At 69.5% G+C, this 16972-nt stretch carries 16 protein-coding genes; 4 read left to right on the forward strand and 12 right to left on the reverse strand.

All coding sequences use genetic code 11. The features are described 5' to 3' along the window. The first annotated feature begins 37 nt into the window (after nt 1–37). Nucleotides 38–1039: a LacI family DNA-binding transcriptional regulator gene (locus KGQ19_RS26350; protein WP_230419482.1), complete on the forward strand. Its 1002-nt coding sequence runs from the start codon at nt 38–40 to the stop codon at nt 1037–1039. Nucleotides 1040–1289: 250 nt separating this feature from the next. Then, on the forward strand, nt 1290–2057 hold the full coding sequence (locus tag KGQ19_RS26355; protein ID WP_212013052.1) for a hypothetical protein: 768 nt from the start codon (nt 1290–1292) through the stop codon (nt 2055–2057). Between the two features lie 119 nt (nt 2058–2176). Here KGQ19_RS26355 and KGQ19_RS26360 read toward each other — a convergent pair whose 3' ends face one another. From KGQ19_RS26360 to KGQ19_RS26390, 7 genes are all read right to left on the reverse strand, one after another. Beyond that, complete coding sequence (locus tag KGQ19_RS26360; RefSeq protein WP_230419475.1) at nt 2177–2665, reverse strand: HIT family protein; 489 nt, start codon at nt 2663–2665, stop codon at nt 2177–2179. Nucleotides 2666–2740: 75 nt separating this feature from the next. Further along, complete coding sequence (locus KGQ19_RS26365) at nt 2741–3565, reverse strand: esterase/lipase family protein (RefSeq protein ID WP_307856515.1); 825 nt, start codon at nt 3563–3565, stop codon at nt 2741–2743. Between the two features lie 247 nt (nt 3566–3812). Beyond that, nucleotides 3813–4592, reverse strand: coding sequence for a nucleotidyltransferase domain-containing protein (locus tag KGQ19_RS26370; RefSeq protein ID WP_212013057.1), 780 nt, complete (start codon nt 4590–4592; stop codon nt 3813–3815). Between the two features lie 177 nt (nt 4593–4769). After that, entirely contained in the window at nt 4770–7043 is a 2274-nt protein-coding gene (locus tag KGQ19_RS26375) for an ABC transporter ATP-binding protein (protein ID WP_230419476.1), read from the reverse strand. Continuing rightward, a complete protein-coding gene (locus KGQ19_RS26380) occupies nt 7040–8773 on the reverse strand; it encodes an ABC transporter ATP-binding protein (protein ID WP_212013059.1) in 1734 nt (577 codons plus the stop codon). The genes KGQ19_RS26375 and KGQ19_RS26380 overlap by 4 nt, the downstream gene beginning before the upstream one ends. Before the next feature lie 73 nt (nt 8774–8846). Continuing rightward, nucleotides 8847–9566 (reverse strand): TetR/AcrR family transcriptional regulator, encoded by a 720-nt coding sequence (locus KGQ19_RS26385; protein WP_212013061.1) that lies wholly within the window; start codon nt 9564–9566, stop codon nt 8847–8849. A 63-nt stretch (nt 9567–9629) separates the two neighbouring features. Continuing rightward, nucleotides 9630–10247 carry an NADPH-dependent FMN reductase gene (locus KGQ19_RS26390; protein ID WP_212013063.1) on the reverse strand — a complete coding sequence of 206 codons (618 nt, stop codon included), beginning with the start codon at nt 10245–10247 and terminating at the stop codon, nt 9630–9632. Between the two features lie 124 nt (nt 10248–10371). On the opposite strand from KGQ19_RS26390, the gene KGQ19_RS26395 reads away from it, so the two are divergent. Then, the gene (locus tag KGQ19_RS26395; protein WP_212013070.1) at nt 10372–11136 is read left to right on the forward strand and encodes a TetR/AcrR family transcriptional regulator; all 765 of its coding nucleotides are present in this window, start codon (nt 10372–10374) and stop codon (nt 11134–11136) included. A gap of 72 nt (nt 11137–11208) precedes the next feature. Here the strand turns inward: KGQ19_RS26395 and KGQ19_RS26400 are convergent, their stop codons facing one another. Further along, nucleotides 11209–12183, reverse strand: coding sequence for a LysR family transcriptional regulator ArgP (locus tag KGQ19_RS26400; RefSeq protein ID WP_230419477.1), 975 nt, complete (start codon nt 12181–12183; stop codon nt 11209–11211). Between the two features lie 67 nt (nt 12184–12250). Between KGQ19_RS26400 and KGQ19_RS26405 the strand changes: the two genes are divergently transcribed. Beyond that, nucleotides 12251–12865, forward strand: coding sequence for a LysE/ArgO family amino acid transporter (locus KGQ19_RS26405; protein ID WP_230419478.1), 615 nt, complete (start codon nt 12251–12253; stop codon nt 12863–12865). A 17-nt stretch (nt 12866–12882) separates the two neighbouring features. On the opposite strand, the gene KGQ19_RS26410 is transcribed toward KGQ19_RS26405, so the two are convergent. The 4 genes from KGQ19_RS26410 to KGQ19_RS26425 all read right to left on the reverse strand — a co-directional run bounded on the left by KGQ19_RS26410 (nt 12883) and on the right by KGQ19_RS26425 (nt 15936). Beyond that, nucleotides 12883–13164, reverse strand: coding sequence for a hypothetical protein (locus KGQ19_RS26410; RefSeq protein WP_212013074.1), 282 nt, complete (start codon nt 13162–13164; stop codon nt 12883–12885). 127 nt (nt 13165–13291) lie between these two features. Further along, nucleotides 13292–14143, reverse strand: coding sequence for a MetQ/NlpA family ABC transporter substrate-binding protein (locus KGQ19_RS26415; protein ID WP_212013075.1), 852 nt, complete (start codon nt 14141–14143; stop codon nt 13292–13294). Nucleotides 14144–14206: 63 nt separating this feature from the next. Then, the gene (locus tag KGQ19_RS26420) at nt 14207–14863 is read right to left on the reverse strand and encodes a methionine ABC transporter permease (protein ID WP_194895693.1); all 657 of its coding nucleotides are present in this window, start codon (nt 14861–14863) and stop codon (nt 14207–14209) included. Further along, a complete protein-coding gene (locus KGQ19_RS26425; RefSeq protein ID WP_368862167.1) occupies nt 14860–15936 on the reverse strand; it encodes a methionine ABC transporter ATP-binding protein in 1077 nt (358 codons plus the stop codon). The genes KGQ19_RS26420 and KGQ19_RS26425 overlap by 4 nt, the downstream gene beginning before the upstream one ends. Nucleotides 15937–16972: the final 1036 nt, after the last annotated feature.

Raw genomic sequence — 16972 nt, forward strand, 5'->3', positions numbered from 1 at the left:
GCTGAACTAGGGAGGCTGGATGGCAGCGCGGCCCACCATGAAAGATGTGGCCAAAACGGCGGGCGTGTCACTGATGACGGTCTCGCGCGTGGTGGCCGGCGAGGCCGGGGTGGCCCCGCAGACCGCGGCCCGGGTCGAGGAGGCGATCAGGGCACTGGGATACCAGCGGAACGACATCGCCCGGAACCTGCGGCGCAAGGCCCAGGACTCGCGCACCATCGGCCTGGTCGTCGACGATCTGGCCAACCCCTTCTTCTCGGCACTGGCCCGCTCGGTCGAGGACGAGGCCTACCGCCGCGGTTTCCTGGTCCTGGTCGGCAGCACCAACGACGACCCCCGCCGGGAACGCGACGTGGTCTCGGCGTTCAGCGCCCGCCAAGTGGACGGCCTGGTCCTGGTCCCCACCGGCGGCAACCGGGCCTTCTTCCGCGCGCAGATGGCCCGCGGCGTGAAGGTGGTCTGCGTCGACCGCCCCGCCACCGGCCTGGACGTGGACTGCATCGCCGTGGACAACAGAGCGGGCACCGCGACCGCGATCCGCCACCTGCTGAACCACGGCCACACCCGCATCGCCTACCTCGGCGACCGCCAGGAGATCTGGACCCAGCACGAACGCTTCGTCGGCTACACCGAGGCCATGACCGCGGCGGGCCTGGAGGTCGACTCGCTCCTGATCCGCCACGGCCTGCGCGGCCACCGCGAAGCAGCCGCCGCGGTCGCCGACATGATGGCCGGCCCCAACCCGCCCACCGCCTTCTTCAGCGGCAACGACCTGGTCACCCTCGGCGCGGTCGAAGCCGGGGCCTCCCGCCGCTTCGCCCTGGTCGGCTTCGACGACTTCGTCCTGGCGGACAAACTGGATCCGCCGATATCGGTAGTGAGCCAGGACCCCGCCGCCCTGGGCCGCACCGCCGCGCAACTGCTGTTCGGGCGGATCGACGGCGACGATGCCGCGCCGCGGTCGGTGGTGTTGGCGACTCGGTTCATCGACCGGGGGTCCGGTGGGATGGCGGTGCCGCCAGCGGGTGGGGTTGGATGACCGGGTCCGGAGTCTGGTGATTTCTCCATGAATCGAAACCCGAAACCGATACCGCACCATCGGGCCCTCGTGGTTCTTCAGCGACCCTGTGATGACAAGAGGCGACCGCGCATGCCTTAATTGGTAATCAGTGCCCGATGATTCGGGTATGGTGTGAATAAGGCTGTTAATTAGCCGCCGATGACCGCCTCCGCGGGACGGTCGAGCGTTCTGCCCGACCACCATCGGTCTTGGTTCCAGGAAAGTTCTCATGCGCACTAAACGCGCACTGTACGCACTCGGCGGGTCAGCAGCACTCGCCCTCGGCACCACCTCCCTCTTCCTCGCCCCCGCCTCGGCACAGGTCCGGCCCTCATCGGTCGCGTGCAACCAGACGGCGCTCGTCGCCGCGGTCAACGCGGCGAACGCCGCCGGCGGCGGCACGGTGACCCTCACCCCGGGCTGCACCTACACGCTGACCGGCAGCAACGGCAACGACCTGCTGAACGGCCCCGACGGGCTGCCGATCATCACCACGCCGATCACCTTCTCGGGCAACGCCAACGTCATCACCCGGGCCTCGACCGCCCCCGCCTTCCGCATCGTCCAGGTCGCCTCGACCGGAGGCCTCACCCTGGACGCGGTCACCCTCAGCGGCGGCGACGCCACCTCCGCCCTGAACGACGACGGCGGCGCCATCCTCAACTTCGGCGCGGTCACCCTCACCGGCAGCCACTTGTCCGGCAACGCCGCCGGCGGTCTGGGCGGCGCCGTCTACAGCACCGGAGCGGCCGCCGCGGCGACGTTCACCAGCAGCACGATCGGGAGCAACACCGCCGACCAGGGCGCCGGCATCGCCAGCGTCGCCGGCGCGCTCACGATCACCAGCAGCTCCGTGACCGCCAACGCGGCCACCGCCGATCCCGGCGGGATCTACTTCGACACCGGCACCGCGACGCTCAACACCAGCTCCGTGACGGCCAACACCCCCACCAACTGTGTCGGCAGCCCCTCCCCGGTTCCCGGGTGCGTCAGCTGACAGCCCCCCACAGCCCCCGCAGCGCTTCTGAAGCGCCTCGTTCGCCAGGCCGCGTCCCCGATCCGGGGGCGCGGCCTGGCGCTGCTTCGGCTCCGGCCGCGACCTGAGATGCCGGCTTGTCAGCTCACTGACTCGCCGGCCAACTCTCTCTGAAGCGCCACCGCGATCTCGTCCATGCGCCGATCGGGCACGGCCTCGTGCGCTTCGCGCCCCAACTGCTGGAACATCCGCGGCCCTCGACTGTCTTCCGGCAGGTCGGCCATTCTCGGAATGATGTGGAAGTGGACGTGCCCGAATCCCGCGGCTTCGGCGAACTGTGCCACATAGGTCTTTTCGCACCCGACAACCGCATGCAGGGCCCGCGAAAGCCGGACCTGCCACGTCCCGAGCCCCGCGGCCTCGGCATCGCTCAACTCCGCGATGGCCGTGACGTGCCGCCGCGGCAACAGCACCAGCCAGCCCGGCACCGACGTGCCGATCGCGTGCGCCACCCGCCAATGCTCGTCAGCGGCGACGCGTTCGCGCGGCGGCAGCTCCGCCAAGTGGAGATCGTTCTGACAGCTGAAGCAGTCGCCGGTGAGCTCGGTCATGCCGGTGGTGTCGGTCATGATCGATGATGCGATCCCGGGCGGTGCCGCGTCAACGAGAACCGCGGCACCGCCGGCGTCTTCGGGCCGGTCAGCCTATGAGAAGGCTGACAGACAAGTCGTCGGAGTAGCCTGCGCCGGATCCAGGGCGTCGACCGCCTCGTGCAGCGCGATCTTGTCCGTGGTCCCGATGGCGACGTGCTCGGAGATGTCCGTGGCGCACAGGTCCTGCAACAGCACGTTGTGCACGTTCGGCCCGTTCAGGAACTGCGTCTGCCACGGCGTCACGACCTCGTCGTACTTCGTCGAGATCACCGTGTACTGCACCCCGGGCACGGTGTCGCCGCCCGCGTTCAGCTGCTGCATCAGCGGCGAGCCGACGATCTGGTCGGTGCACGCCGGGCACGCGGTGCCGATCAGCCCGATCGCGCCCGGGTAGTAGTCGGCGGCCAGGGTCTCGATGCCGTCCAGGTTCGTGCCGTGGTTGGACGGCGCCAGCCCGACCAGCGTGTGCACCTTGGCCGCGCCGCCGAGGAACTTCAGGTAGTAGCGGGGCATCATCCCGCCCTGGCTGTGCCCGACGATGTCGACCTGCGAGGCGCCGGTGGCGGCCAGTACCTGGTCGACATAGTCCGACAGCTGCTGCGCCGACTGCGCGACCGGCGCCAGGCCGTGGAACAGCGGGATGCCGGGTTCCTGGCCGTAGTCGAGCTCGAAGACGCAGTAGCCGCGGGCCGCTATGTACGGCGCGCCGACGATCCAGTTGTCGCTGGCGTTACCGAACGTCCCGTGCACCAGCACCACCGGGCGCGGGTGGTCGGCGCTGGGCCGGCACGAGAAGTCGTTGATCCCCGACGAGGTGGCGGCCTGCGCCGGGGCGGTCAGCGCCAGGAACGGCGCGGCCAGCAACAGAGCGGACACGGCGCGGATGGCGAGGGCGGTGCGGGTTCGCGTGCGAGTCCGGGTGCTGGTACTGGTGTTGGCGCTGGTTCGCGTGCGGGTTCGAGGACGGGCACGGGCCGGGCGGGCGGCGCCGGCGGAGCGGTGTTGGCGTTGACGCATGCTGACTCCCTTGGGACCGGTGGGGTGAGCGGCTTCGGTGAGCTGGGTCACACGCGCGTGTTACCGGTCGGTAAAGCTACTCGCAGGTAGCCGGGAAGTCACGAGGTCATGGCAACTCCTTTGCCGAGTCGCACACCGCCTCCACCAGATCGATCGCCCGCAGCGCCTCAGCGGCCGTACACGTCACCGTCGCATCGCCGGACCGGTACGCCTTCGCCTTGGCGCACAGATCCGCGTACTCCGGGAACAGCCCGGCCGTGTAGTCGGCCGAGGCCTCCTTCGAGATGATCTCGCCGGTCGCGATCGTCGCGTGCAGCCGCCCCGGCCCGGTCACCTCCCACGCCAACAGGTACGGGTCGATCAGCGAGGCGGGATCCCGTGAGGAGAGCTGCGCCCGATAGTTGGTGTGGGCACGCCAGTAGGACTCCAGATTCCCGTGGTTCCACTCCCGCAGCCAGGCCGCATCCGGCGCCACCTTGAGCCCCGAGGCCGTCGGCCCGTGCAGCGTGACGCCGTGCCGGTCCAGGGTCGCCCACAGCACCGGATCGGTCGTGCCGCCGGCGGCCTTGAACACCCCGTCCACTGAGAACGGCACCGTCGTCTCAGTGCGCGCACCGAGCAGATTCGGGGTGACGTAGTGCCCGTCCGAATGCGGATCGTCGTCGGCGCGCGTGGACTCCAGCAGCGTGTGCATCTCGCCGACCATCGCCAGATCCGTTTCGGTCATCGGCCGGTCGATCACCACGAGCACGTCCAGATCGCTGCGCCCCGGCTGCCAGCCGCCGAGCGCGGCCGACCCGACGACGTAGACACCGCGCACCATGTCCGGCGCGAGCGTCGCGTCCAGGGCCTTAAGGAAACGTTCTGCCGCATGCTCGTAGACCATCTTCGGAGCTTAACAACGCGATCTGTGGGGCCGCACGCGACGAACCGCCGCCGATGAGGAAGCCGGGCCAGCCGGGGGCCGGCGGACAACGAACCGGCCGACTCCCCCCTCGGAGTCGGCCGGTTCAGCCTTGGTGACGCAGAGCCCTGTCTCAGAACCCCGCCTCAGAACCCTGCCTCAGTCCACCTCGGCCAGAGCCTGGGCGAACTGCGCCGCGTACAGCCGCGAGTAGGCGCCGTCGGCGTCCAGCAACTGCGTGTGCGTCCCCTTCTCCACGATCCGGCCGTTCTCCATGACCAGGATCATGTCGGCGTCGCGGATCGTGGACAGCCGGTGCGCGATGACGAACGAGGTCCGCCCCTCCCGCAGCTTGTTCATCGCCCGCTGGATCAGCACCTCGGTCCGGGTGTCGACCGAGGACGTGGCCTCGTCCAGGATCAGGATCGCCGGCTCGGCCAGGAACGCCCGGGCGATCGTGACCAGCTGCTTCTCCCCGGCCGACAGGTTCGAGCCCTCCTCGTCGATGACGGTGTCGAAGCCGTCCGGCAGCGTGCGCACGAAGTGGTCCACGTGCGTGGCCGCCGCCGCGGCCTGGATCCGCTCGATCGAGGCGCCGTCGGTGCCGTAGGCGATGTTGTCGGCGATGGTCCCGCCGAACAGCCACGCGTCCTGCAGCACCATGCCGGTCTGGGCCCGCAGGTACTCCCGGGTCATCTTGGCGGTGTCGACGCCGTCCAGCAGGATCGCGCCGGAGTCCACCTCGTAGAACCGCATCAGGAGGTTGACCAGCGTGGTCTTGCCGGCGCCGGTCGGGCCGACGATGGCCACGGTCTGGCCCGGCTGCACGGCCAGCGACAGGTCCTCGATCAGCGGCCGGTCCGCGGAGTAGCTGAAGTTCACGTCCTGGAACTCCACCCGGCCGGCGACCCGCTCCAGCTCCACCGGCTGCTCCGGCTCGGCGGACATCTCCTCGGCGTCCAGGATCTGGAAGATCCGCTCGGCCGAGGCCACCCCGGACTGCATCAGGTTGGCCATCGCCGCGACCTGCGACAGCGGCATCATGAACTGCCGGGTGTACTGGATCGAGGCCTGCACGCTGCCCAGCGACAGCGCGCCGGCCGAGACCCGCAGCCCGCCGACCACCGCGACCAGCACGTAGGTGACGTTGCCCAGGAACATCATCGCCGGCTGGATCAGGCCGGAGATGAACTGGGCCTTGAAGCTGGCGTCGTTGAGCGCGTCGTTCTGCTTCTTGAACTCCGCCGCCGACTCCTCCTGCCGCCCGAACGCCTTGACCAACTGGTGGCCGGTGTACATCTCCTCGATGTGCGCGTTCAGCCGGCCGGTGGCCGCCCACTGCTGGACGAACTGCGGCTTGGACCGCTTGCCGATCCGCTGGGCCACCAGCACCGACAGCGGCACCATCGCGATCGCGATCAGGGCCAGCAGCCAGGAGGTCCAGACCATCATCACCATCACGCCCAGCAGCGTGAAGACCTGCATGACGATCTGCGCCAGCGACTGCTGAAGCGACTGCGCCAGGTTGTCCACGTCGTTGGTGGCCCGGGACAGCACCTCACCGCGCGGCTGCTTGTCGAAGTAGGACAGCGGCAGCCGGCTCAGCTTGGCCTCGATGTCGGTGCGCAGCCGCGCCATGCACCGGTTCACCACCACGATGACCAGCCGGGACTGGATCATCATGCAGACGAACACCAGGACGTAGAGCCCGGCCAGCACCATCAGGATGCTGCCGACCTTGCTGAAGTCGATGCCGTGCCCGGGGGTGAAGTTGATGGAGTTCACCAGATCGGCCTGCGTGCCGTGGCCGGTGGCCCGCAGGTTCGCGACCAGTTGCTGCTTGGTCGGGTACTGCCCGTTCGGCCCGGGCCGGGCCTGGCGTCCGATGACGCCGGCGAAGATCTGGTCGGTGGCCTTGCCCAGCAGCCGCGGCCCCCAGACCGACATCCCGACGCCGATCGCCGCCATCACCATCGAGACGATCAGCAGCGGGCGCTCCGGGCGCAGGTAGGACAGCAGCCGCAGGCCGGAGCCCTTGAAGTCCTTCGACTTCGCGGCCGGTCCGGACATGAAGGACGCCGGTCCCCGCAGCGCGCCGCCTTGTTGCGGACGCGGCGCGTCGCCTTCGCTCTCGGTCTCCAGGCGGTCCGAGGCCGGGTCCGCGGATCCGGGAGCCTGCGGCTTCGCGCCGTTCTGGCCGGCGCCGTTCTGGCTTGCGCCGTTCGCAGCCGTGCCGTTCGCCGCAGCACCGTTCTGGCTTGCGCCGTTCGCCGCGGCGCCGTTCTGGGCGGCACCGTTCTGGCTCGCGCCGTTGGCCGCGGCGCCGTTCTGCTCGGCGTTCACGACCTCGCCGTTCTCGTGGTTGCCGTTCTCGCGGTTCTCGCGGTTCTCGCCGCTCTCGCCGTTCGCGTGGTTCTCATCCCCCGTGCTCATGCCGCGGCCTCCTCTTCGGTGAGCTGCGAGAGCACGATCTCGCGGTAGGTCTGGTTGGATTCCATCAGCTCGCTGTGCGTCCCGGACCCGACCACCACGCCCAGGTCCAGCACGATGATCCGGTCCGCGTTGCGGATCGTGGAGACCCGCTGCGCGACGATGACCACCGTGGACTCCCGGGTCTGGTCCACCAGCGCGGCCCGCAGCCGGGCGTCGGTGCTGTAGTCCAGGGCCGAGAACGAGTCGTCGAACAGGAAGATCTCCGGCTTGTGCACCAGCGCGCGGGCGATCGCCAGCCGCTGCCGCTGACCGCCGGAGACGTTGGTCCCGCCCTGGGCGATCGGCGAGTTCAGGCCCTCGGGCATCCGCTCGACGAAGTCCCGGGCCTGCGCGGTGTCCAGCGCCTCCCACAACTCCTCGTCGGAGGCGTCGGGCCGGCCGTAGCGCAGGTTGGAGGCGATGGTCCCGGTGAACAGGTACGGCTTCTGCGGCACGATGGCCACCGACTGGGTCAGCGTCTTGGGGTCCAGCTCGCGCACGTCCACGCCGTCCACCAGCACCGCGCCGTCGGTGACGTCGGCCAGCCGGGGCACCAGGTTCAGCAGTGTGGTCTTGCCCGCGCCGGTGGAGCCGATGATCGCGGTGGTCTCCCCGGGCAGGGCCGTGAGCGACACCTCGTTCAGCACGCAGTCCTCGGCGCCCGGGTACTTGAAGCTCGCCCCGCGCAGCTCCAGCGTGCCCGAGGTCAGCGGCACCTTGGCCGTGGTCGGCACGACGACGCTGGACTCGGTCTCCAGCACCTCGCCGATCCGGTCGGCGCAGACCGCGGCGCGCGGCACCATCATGAACATGAAGGTGGTCATCATGACCGACATCAGGATCTGCATCAGGTAGTTCAGGAACGCCGTCAGCGACCCGATCTGCATCCCGCCGGAGTCGATGCGGTGCGCGCCGAACCACAGCACCCCGACGCTGGCGAAGTTCACGATGGTCATCACGATCGGGAACATCAGCGCCATCAGCTTGCCGACCCGCAGGGAGACGTCCAGCAGTTCGTTGTTGGCCTCGCCGTAGCGGCGGTACTCGTGCTCGTCCTTGACGAAGGCGCGGATGACCCGGATGCCGGTGATCTGCTCGCGCATCACGCCGTTGATCTTGTCGATGCGCACCTGCACGACCCGGAACAGCGGGCCCATCCGCGCGATGATGATGCTGATCGCGATGCCCAGCGCCGGGATGACCGCGACCAGCAGCCCGGACAGCGGGACGTCCTGGCGCAGCGCCAGGATCACGCCGCCGATCAGCATCACCGGCGCCGCGGCGGCCATGGTGAAGGTCATCAGGACCACCATCTGCACCTGGAGCACGTCGTTGGTGGTCCGGGTGAGCAGCGAGGGCGCGCCGAACCGGCCCACCTCGCGGGTGGAGAAGGCCTGCACCCGGTCGAAGATCCCGGCCCGCAGGTCCCGGCCCAGCGAGGTCGCGGTCTTCGCCCCGAAGTAGACCGCGCCGATCGAGCAGGCGATCTGCAGCAGCGAGAACACCAGCATGAAGGCGCCGGTCCGCAGCACGTAGCCGGTGTCGCCCTTGACCACGCCGCTGTCGATGATGTCGGCGTTCAGCGTGGGCAGGTACAGCGCGCACAGGGTCTGCACGAACTGCAGGGCCAGGACCAGCAGGATCGGTGTTCGGTACGGTCGCAGGTATTGTCTCAGGATTTTGATAAGCATGGTCGTCCCATCTGGCTCGGCGTGCCGGACAGCGGTGGCGGTCGGCGTGACCGGGCGAGCACTGTATGCGAAATCAGGGGTTTTCGTTTTCCGATAGACTGGCCCTGCGCCGGGGTTGGTCCGGGAACGGGAACGGCGGCTGGTCGGCGAGCGCCGCGGCGGTCCGGACCGCTTGGCGCAGCAGGGCAGTGTAAGGGGCGTCGACGTCGTCGCGCAGCCAATATCTGGTCGCCACCCGCACCGCGCCGTTGACCGCGGCCGCGACGATCCGCGGGAGCAGATCCTCGTTCGGATCCAGTCCCAGCCGCTCGCCGATCACCGGGATCAGCTGCTCCTCGAGCTGCCGCATCGATTCCAGGAAGTGCGGTCGGGCCCCCTCCTCGGCCATGACCTTGCGCAGCGCCTCTTTGCTGTAGCCGCCGTCGGCCATGATCGCCCGGAGTTTGTGGACGTTCGCCTTGTCCGGCTCCTGGCCGCCGAGCGTGTACTCCGCGACGACCGCTTCGGCGAGCGCGTCGGCGAAAGGCTCCTCGGCCGGCCGGCCGCTGAACGCCAGCGCCACCCGCCGGGCCCGATCGCCGGGCAGCGCGCCGAGCGCGGCCTCCCGGCTGTGGAAGTAGTTGTGGAACGTGCGGGGGGAGACCCCGGCGCGCTCGGCGATCTCGTCCGGGGTGACGTGCTGGAGCCCGTCGTGCTCCAGGGTCAGCTGCAAGGCCGCCTGGCTGATGCTGTTCCGGGTCTCCAGCCGCTTGCGTTCGCGCAGCGAGCCCGCTTCGTACTCGTCTTCCGACACGGCTCCACCTTCCCCCGGACTTGCGCTCAGCGCAATCAGTTTTTTGCGCCGAGGGCAAGATTCTCAGGCCGCGACGGTCTCCCGCCGGCCCGCGCGCAGCGTCTCCCCGGCCCAGGCGAGCTGGTCGAGCAGGGAGCGCACGGCGGTGTCGCGGGCTTCGGAGGGCAGCGGCCAGGACTTGTCCTCGGCGAACTGGTGCCAGTACTCGTGGAAGCTGACCGTGTCGCGGATCGGCACCGCCGACAGCTCGATGAAGACGTGCCGCAGCTGCTGGACCGCGCGCAGCCCGCCGGAGACGCCGCCGTAGGAGACGAACGCGACCGGCTTGCGGCTCCACTCGCCGTGGTACCAGTCGATCGCGTTCTTCAGCACCGCCGGGAAGCTGTGGTTGTACTCCGGAGTGACGACGACGAAGGCGTCCGCGGCGGTCAGGCGCGGGGCCAGATCGGCCACCGCGGGCGGCCGCGGCTGCCCGAAGCCGGTCATGGTCAGCGGCAGGTCGGCCTCGGCCAGGTCGATGACGTCCAGGTCGAACTCGGGGTGGCTCTGGGCGGCCCGGGCCACGAACCAGTCGGCGACGGTCGGGCCGAAGCGGCCGTCTCGGGTGCTGCCGATGATGACGGCGACGTGCAGGGGCTCCCGCGTGCCCTCCGGCGTGCCCGGTGTCGCGTTGGCGGTCATGGCGATCCCCTTCCAGGGAATGGGTGACGTGGCGCTGGATGTGTACGGTGTACGCTCCAGTGCGTACACCGTACATCTTGGCGTACGATGTACACAAGACGCGACGACGAGGAGACTTCCGCCCATGGCGAACACCAAGAACGCGTGCGGTCCCGGGGAGCAGGACGGGGAGCAGGGCGGTGCCGTCCAGCCGAGCATCTGGGAACGTCTGGACACCCCGCGCGGCGGCCGCACCACCCTGACCCACGCGGGCATCGCCGAGGCCGCCGTGGCCCTGGCCGACGCCGAGGGGCTGGAGGCCGTGTCGATGCGCAAGCTGGCCGACCGGCTCGGCGTGGCGACCATGGCGCTCTACCGCTACGTCGACAGCAAGGACGAACTACTGGAGCTGATGACCGACGCGGTCATCGACTCCGCCGCCCTGGTCGCCGACCCGGGGGACTGGCGCGCGGTGTTCGGCGAGGTGGCCGTGCGGCGCCGCGAGACGGCGCTGGCGCACCCGTGGCTGTCCGCGGCCCAGGCACATGTACCGACCACCCTGACGCCGAGCCGCAACCTGGTGGTGGAGCGCATGCTCGGCGCGCTGGAGCCGCTACCGCTGACCGGCGACCAGAAGATGCAGCTGATCCGGGCCCTGGACTCCTACGCACGCGGCGCCTCCGACGGCGAGGTGTACCAGCGGATGATGCTGGAGCGGCGCGGCTTCGGGTTCGACGGCGATATCAGGATCCTGCTGCGCTCCAACATGCAGTGGTTACTGCGCAGCGGACGCTACCCGCGCTTCGCGCGGGTGGTGCAGGACGGGCTGGCGCCGGCGGACGCGGCGGCCGAGTTCGATCAAGGGATCGAGGCTTTGCTGGACGGGCTGGCGGTGCGGTTCGGGATCTGATGCGGGGCCGGCTGGCCTCTGCCGTGTCAGGCCGACTCGGCGGATTCCAGGAGTCGGTTCACCACCATCGGTTCACGGCAGCCGGCGGGCGGCGATCTCGGCCGCGACCGCCCCGACCTCGGTCAACATCGGCGGCGCGAGCTTCCACTGCTGCCAGTACAACGGCACGTCCACCGTCCGGCCCGGCGCCAACTCGACCAGCTCCACCTGCCCGAACTGCTTCCTCTGGACGTCCGGGATCAGGCCCCAGCCGAGGCCGGACTCCACCGCGTACAGGAAGGCGTCGGTCGCCGGGAGATAGTGGCGCGGCCCGCTGGCCGGAGCGCCGAGGCCGCGCAGGAAGGAGTCCTGAAGGTCGTCCTTGCGGTTGAAGATGATGATCGGGGCGACGGACAGCGCGGCGGCCAACTCGGTCGCGGCGACTCCGTCCGGCAGCCAGCGCCGGACGAAGCCGTGGGTGGCGACGGCCCGGTAGCGCATGTGGCCCAGCGGACGGACCGCACAGCCCTGGACCGGCTTCGGCGAGGAGGAGATGGCCGCCATGACGAGCCCGGAGCGCAGCAGCTCGTCGGTGTGGTCCTGGTCCTCGCGGTGCAGGTCGAAGCAGACCGCTGATTCGGCGCCGAATCGGGCCGTGACCTCGGGGAACCAGGTACTCAGCGAGTCGGAGTTCACGGCGATCGACAGGGTCTGCCAGGTCCGGCGGCGCTCGCCCCCGCCGCCTTCCGAGCCCGTCTCGACCCCATCGGCCCCGCCGATCCCACCGGCCGTGCCCGCCGCGCCGGTCAGTCCCAACTCGGCGCGCGCGTTGTCCTCCAGCCACGCCAGCTGCCGCGCGAACCGCACCACGGCGACGCCGGACTCGGTCGGCCGCAACGGCTTGGAGCGCACCAGCAGCACCCGGCCGGTGCGCTGCTCCAGCGCCTTGATCCGCTGGCTGACCGCCGAGGGGGTGACGTGCAGGACGCGGGCCGCCGCCTCGAAGGTGCCGGCGTCCACCGCGACCAGGAGCGTGCGCACATGGTCCAGGGGCAGGTCCGTCATCATGATCTCTAATGATACCCAAGAAAGATTAGCTGGCCTTGGGATCACACGCCTTCCTAGCATCGAGCTCATGACCACCCCGCTCATGGCCGCCGCGGCCGGTCTCGGCACCGGCCTGTCCCTGATCGTCGCCATCGGCGCGCAGAACGCCTACGTCCTGCGCCAGGGCGTCCGCCGCGAGCACGTCGGCCCGATCGTCGCGATCTGCGGCGCCTCCGACGCGGTCCTGATCGCCGCCGGCGTCGGGGGCCTCGGGGCGCTGGTCCGCTCGATGCCGACCGCGGTGACCGTGATCGCCTGGATCGGCGCGGCCTTCCTGGTGACCTACGGCGTCCTGGCCGCCCGCCGAGCCTGGAAACAAAAGGACCACCTGGCCGCCGAGGGCACCGCCGAGACCTCCCTGCGCACAGCCGTCCTCACCTGCCTGGCCCTGACCTGGCTCAACCCCCACGTCTACCTGGACACCGTGCTCCTGCTGGGCACCGTCGGCAGCAGCTACGGCACCACCCACTGGTACTTCGCCGCCGGCGCCGTCACCGGCAGCATCCTGTGGTTCTCCGGCCTCGGCTTCGGCGCCGGCCGCCTGGGCAAGGTCCTGGCCCGCCCCAAGGCCTGGCGGGTGCTGGACGGCGTGATCGCGCTGACGATGATCACGCTGGGCGTGGCGATGGCCGCCAGAGCGTGAGGCCGCGCGCTCAGTGATCAGCCGGCAGCCGCTTCAGCCTCGCGCAGAGCCGCCCACCTACGCCTCGACGCCTCCCACCCCGCATCGGTGAAGAGAAGCTCGCACTCGCCGACCCAGCCCCGGTCGACCATGTCCAGCACGACTTCGGCGTGGACCACGTTCGGATCCGCGAGCGGCGCGTGATCGAGGTCCGCGATGCCGGTGCCGCAGGCGTAGGCGTAGATGTCGCTCGCCTCGTCGGCGCAGACGAGCGTCTCCATCTCGATCTGATTGCGCAGTTCGGGGGTGATCACGCCCATCTGGTGATCATCGCACGCGCGCGAAAGGCCGACGGCCGACCGCCCCTGTCCCCAGCGGCGATCGGCCGTCGGCCCTCAAAAGATCCGGCCCGGGAACGTTGACTGCGGCCGGGCCGGAAACCTCACGTCAGCCGGCCGGGATCACCGACCCGTTGAACGTCTTCTCGATGTACTGCTTCACCTGGTCCGAGGTCAGCAGCGCGGCCAGCTTCTTCACCGCCGGGTCGTTCTCATGCCCCTTCTTCACCACCAGGAGGTTGACGTAGGGGTTGTCCTGCGTCTTCTCCAGCGCCAGCGCGTCCTTGTCCGGGGTGAGCTTGGCCTGCAGCGCGTAGTTGCCGTTGATCACCGCGGCGTCCACGTCGTCCAGGGCCCGGGGGAGCTCGGCGGCTTCCAGGGGCTTGAACTTCAGGTGCTTGGGGTTGCTCGCGACGTCCTTCTCCGTGGCGGTGGTGCCGGCGCCGGGCTTGAGGGTGATCAGGTTGTTGTCGGCCAGCAGCTTCAGCGCCCGGCCCTCGTTGGTGGCGTCGTTCGGGACCGCGATGGTGGCGCCGTCCTTGATCTGGTCCAGGGACTTGGCCTTGTGCGAGTACAGGCCCAGCGGTTCGAGGTGGACGCCGACCACCGGGACCAGGTCCGTGCCCTTGGACTTGTTGAAGTCGTCGAGGTAGGGCTTGTGCTGGAAGTAGTTGGCGCCGACCTCGCCGTCCTGGGTGGCCAGGTTCGGCTGGACGTAGTCGGTGAACTCCTTCACCGTCAGCTTCAGCCCGGCCTTGGCCGCCAGGTTGTCGCGGATGTAGTCCAGGATCTGCGCGTGCGGGACCGGGGAGGCCGCGACGGTGATCGAGTCGACGCCGTTGGCCGCGCCGGCCGCTGACGAGCCCGAGCCGGAGGACTTGGAGGAGGAGCAGGCTGACAGACCCACGGCCAGGACGCCCACGAGGGCGGTCAGGGACGCGGCGAGCTTCTTGTTACGCATGAACAAGTTCTTCTTTCTTCCGGGTGTGTGAGGCAGGAGTGGCCGGTGGTCAGTGCTCGGTGCTCACCGGTGGGCCAGGCGCTTGGCGGTGAAGTCGCCGAGCAGCTGGACGATCTGGACGAGGACGATCAGCAGCACGACCGTGGCGATCATGAGCCCGTTCTCGAAGCGTTGGTAGCCGTAGCGGATGGCCAGGTCGCCCAGCCCGCCGCCGCCGATCGCGCCGGCCATCGCCGAATAGCCGACCAGCGCGATCACGGTCGTCGTCAGGCCGGCGACCAGCGCCGGCAGCGACTCGGGAAGCAGGACTTTGCGAACGGTGGTCAGGTGCGAGGCGCCCATCGCCTGCGAGGCCTCGATCAGGCCCCTGTCAACCTCGCGGACCGCGGTCTCCACCAGCCGGGCGAAGAACGGCACGGCCCCGACGGCCAGCGGCACGATCGCGGCGTCCACCCCGATCGTGGTCCCGACGATCCCGCGGGTGAACGGGGTGATGGCGATCAGCAAGATGATGAACGGCAGCGAGCGCCCGACGTTCACCACAGTGCCCAGGGCCTTGTTCGCCGCCGCGTTCGCCAGCAGAGCGCCGCGGTCGGTGAGGACCAGCAACAGCCCGATCGGCAGCCCGATCAGCACCGTGAACAGCGCCGACCAGCCGACCATCTGGAACGTCTCCAAGCTCGCCTGCCACAGCAGCGGCTGCATGTCCGACCAGCTCACGACCCGACCTCCTGAAGCGAGTCGGCCGTGGCGGTCCCCGGCGCGACGGTCTCGTCCGCGGCGGCCCCGACCGCGACGGTCTCGACATTGAGCCCCCGCTCGCGCAGGAACCCGACCTGCACGACGTTGTCCTCGAACCGCCCCGGCAGCCCGATCCGCATCCGCCCCACCGTCTGCCCGTTCACCGTCTCGATCGCCGCGCCCAGGATGGTCACGTCGACCGAGTACGTCCGCGCGAGCTGCGAGATCAGCGGCTGCGCGGTGGAGTCGCCGTGGAACGTGACGTCCAGCACCGTGGTCTGCTCTGCTCCTGCGGCCCCCGCAGGCTCCGGCGCCGGCCCCAACTGGAACAGTTCCCGCGCCAGCTCCGAACGCTCCCGGGTGAGCAGGTCCGAGATGGTCCCGGACTCCACGATCCGGCCATCGCGCATCAGAGCCGCGCTGTCGCACACCGCCTTGACCACGTCCATCTCGTGCGTGATCAGCAGCACCGTGACCCCCAACCGCTCGTTGACCTCCTTCAGCAGTCTCAGCACACTGCGAGTGGTCTCCGGGTCCAGCGCGGAAGTCGCCTCGTCCGACAGCAGCACGTGCGGATCGGCGGCCAGCGCCCGCGCGATCCCGACCCGCTGCTTCTGCCCGCCGGAGAGCTGCGCCGGGTGCGCGTCGGCCCGGTCGGCCAACCCGACCACGTCCAGCAGCTCATCGGCCCTGGCCCGGCGCTCGCGGCGGGTCAGCGAGCCGCCGATCTCCAGCGGCAGCTCGACGTTTTCCCGCGCACTCCGGCTGGACAGCAGGTTGAAGTGCTGGAACACCATGCCGATCCGGCGGCGCTCGGCACGCAGCTGCCGCCCGGACAGCGCCGTCAGCTCGCGCCCGGCCACCGACACCGTGCCGGAGGTGGGGCGCTCCAGCAGGTTCACGCAGCGGATCAGCGTGCTCTTGCCGGCTCCGGAGCGGCCGACGACGCCATACACCTCGCCGGCGGCGACGGAGAGGTCCACGCCGTCCAGCGCGGTCACCGGATGGTTCCGTGCAGAGTAAACCTTTGTCAGGTTATTTATTTCAATCATGATGCTTTCCAGGGAGCCGCGAGGGTGTGCGGCGGGCGCGCCACAACAGCGCGCCGCGAAGGCTTACAAGGGAAGAAAGGGGCCGCTAAAACCGGTCAGGGGAGTCGAAGACTCAGCAGCCGCACATTCGACACGCGAAGCGGCAGCACATCATCCCCGGCGCCATGGCGGCGGCGGGCATGCGGGAGCTCGTGTTCGCGATCATGGATATGACTATAGGTGGATCGCCCTGGCGACCCTTACCGTGTCCACTTCGTGAGACGATCCGATCCCACGCCAGCGTTACATCCGCGCTCTACCTGGGGCGATGCCGTCAACACGTGACGATCTCGCGCTCGCGTGCCCGTACGTGCGGCCCGGGAGGCGTTTCCTCCTGGGGCACGCTCGGCCGGGCGATCGCATGTCCGTACTTCTGGCTGGACCGGAGACTGCCGAGAGCTCCGATCCAGCCCTGATTCACGCACCTCAGTTCTGTGTTCGCTACTTATCTAGTGCTGTATCAGGCAACGTTTGCCCGGGAGTTTTCGCGGCGTTGTTCGCGATGCGGTTCGCGATGTGCCGGTCGGCGTGCGGGATCCGTTGGCGGTGGGGTTTGTGGGCCGGGTTGCGGTTGGCGTGTCGGTTTCAAAGCTTTTTACGGCCTTCGGTCATAGTTGTGCCGGTTCGGGGTTCGGGGTGGTGGGTGTGTTTGTCGGCTGCCGGTTCCCGTGTTCACGATCCCGCCCCGCCTCAGGCCTCTTCAACTCCGGCAAGTCGGAGCAAGGGCAAAGGGCCAGATCAAGAGCAAGATCAACGACACAGGCAAGATCAACAGCAGGATCAAGGTCAAACCCATGGTGAAGGGCCGGGCCTCCGGCGGGCCTCGGCAACCTCAGGGAAACTAGCGCGGTTCCCTCGGGTGGCCGGGTGAGTCTCAGCGGCGGCGGCCTGTGAGGTGGTGCGGTCCGTTCCCCTCGGTCGCGTCGTCAGCCCGGGGGGTACAGCACCGGTGTCCGGGGGTAAAGTCCGCGCGCGGCGGTTGGGTGTGTGAGCTGCG

Origin of the sequence: Catenulispora pinistramenti (genome assembly GCF_018274385.1) — a bacterium.
Taxonomy (GTDB): domain Bacteria; phylum Actinomycetota; class Actinomycetes; order Streptomycetales; family Catenulisporaceae; genus Catenulispora; species Catenulispora pinistramenti.

Coding starts and splice junctions, on each gene's coding strand:
- KGQ19_RS26350 (WP_230419482.1), top strand. CDS start 38: ATGAAAGATGTGGCCAAAACGGCGGGCGTGTCACTGATGACGGTCTCG.
- KGQ19_RS26355 (WP_212013052.1), top strand. CDS start 1,290: ATGCGCACTAAACGCGCACTGTACGCACTCGGCGGGTCAGCAGCACTC.
- KGQ19_RS26360 (WP_230419475.1), bottom strand. CDS start 2,665: ATGACCGACACCACCGGCATGACCGAGCTCACCGGCGACTGCTTCAGC.
- KGQ19_RS26370 (WP_212013057.1), bottom strand. CDS start 4,592: ATGGTCTACGAGCATGCGGCAGAACGTTTCCTTAAGGCCCTGGACGCG.
- KGQ19_RS26375 (WP_230419476.1), bottom strand. CDS start 7,043: ATGAGCACGGGGGATGAGAACCACGCGAACGGCGAGAGCGGCGAGAAC.
- KGQ19_RS26380 (WP_212013059.1), bottom strand. CDS start 8,773: ATGCTTATCAAAATCCTGAGACAATACCTGCGACCGTACCGAACACCG.
- KGQ19_RS26390 (WP_212013063.1), bottom strand. CDS start 10,247: ATGACCGCCAACGCGACACCGGGCACGCCGGAGGGCACGCGGGAGCCC.
- KGQ19_RS26395 (WP_212013070.1), top strand. CDS start 10,372: ATGGCGAACACCAAGAACGCGTGCGGTCCCGGGGAGCAGGACGGGGAG.
- KGQ19_RS26400 (WP_230419477.1), bottom strand. CDS start 12,183: ATGATGACGGACCTGCCCCTGGACCATGTGCGCACGCTCCTGGTCGCG.
- KGQ19_RS26405 (WP_230419478.1), top strand. CDS start 12,251: ATGACCACCCCGCTCATGGCCGCCGCGGCCGGTCTCGGCACCGGCCTG.
- KGQ19_RS26410 (WP_212013074.1), bottom strand. CDS start 13,164: ATGGGCGTGATCACCCCCGAACTGCGCAATCAGATCGAGATGGAGACG.
- KGQ19_RS26415 (WP_212013075.1), bottom strand. CDS start 14,143: ATGCGTAACAAGAAGCTCGCCGCGTCCCTGACCGCCCTCGTGGGCGTC.
- KGQ19_RS26425 (WP_368862167.1), bottom strand. CDS start 15,936: ATGATTGAAATAAATAACCTGACAAAGGTTTACTCTGCACGGAACCAT.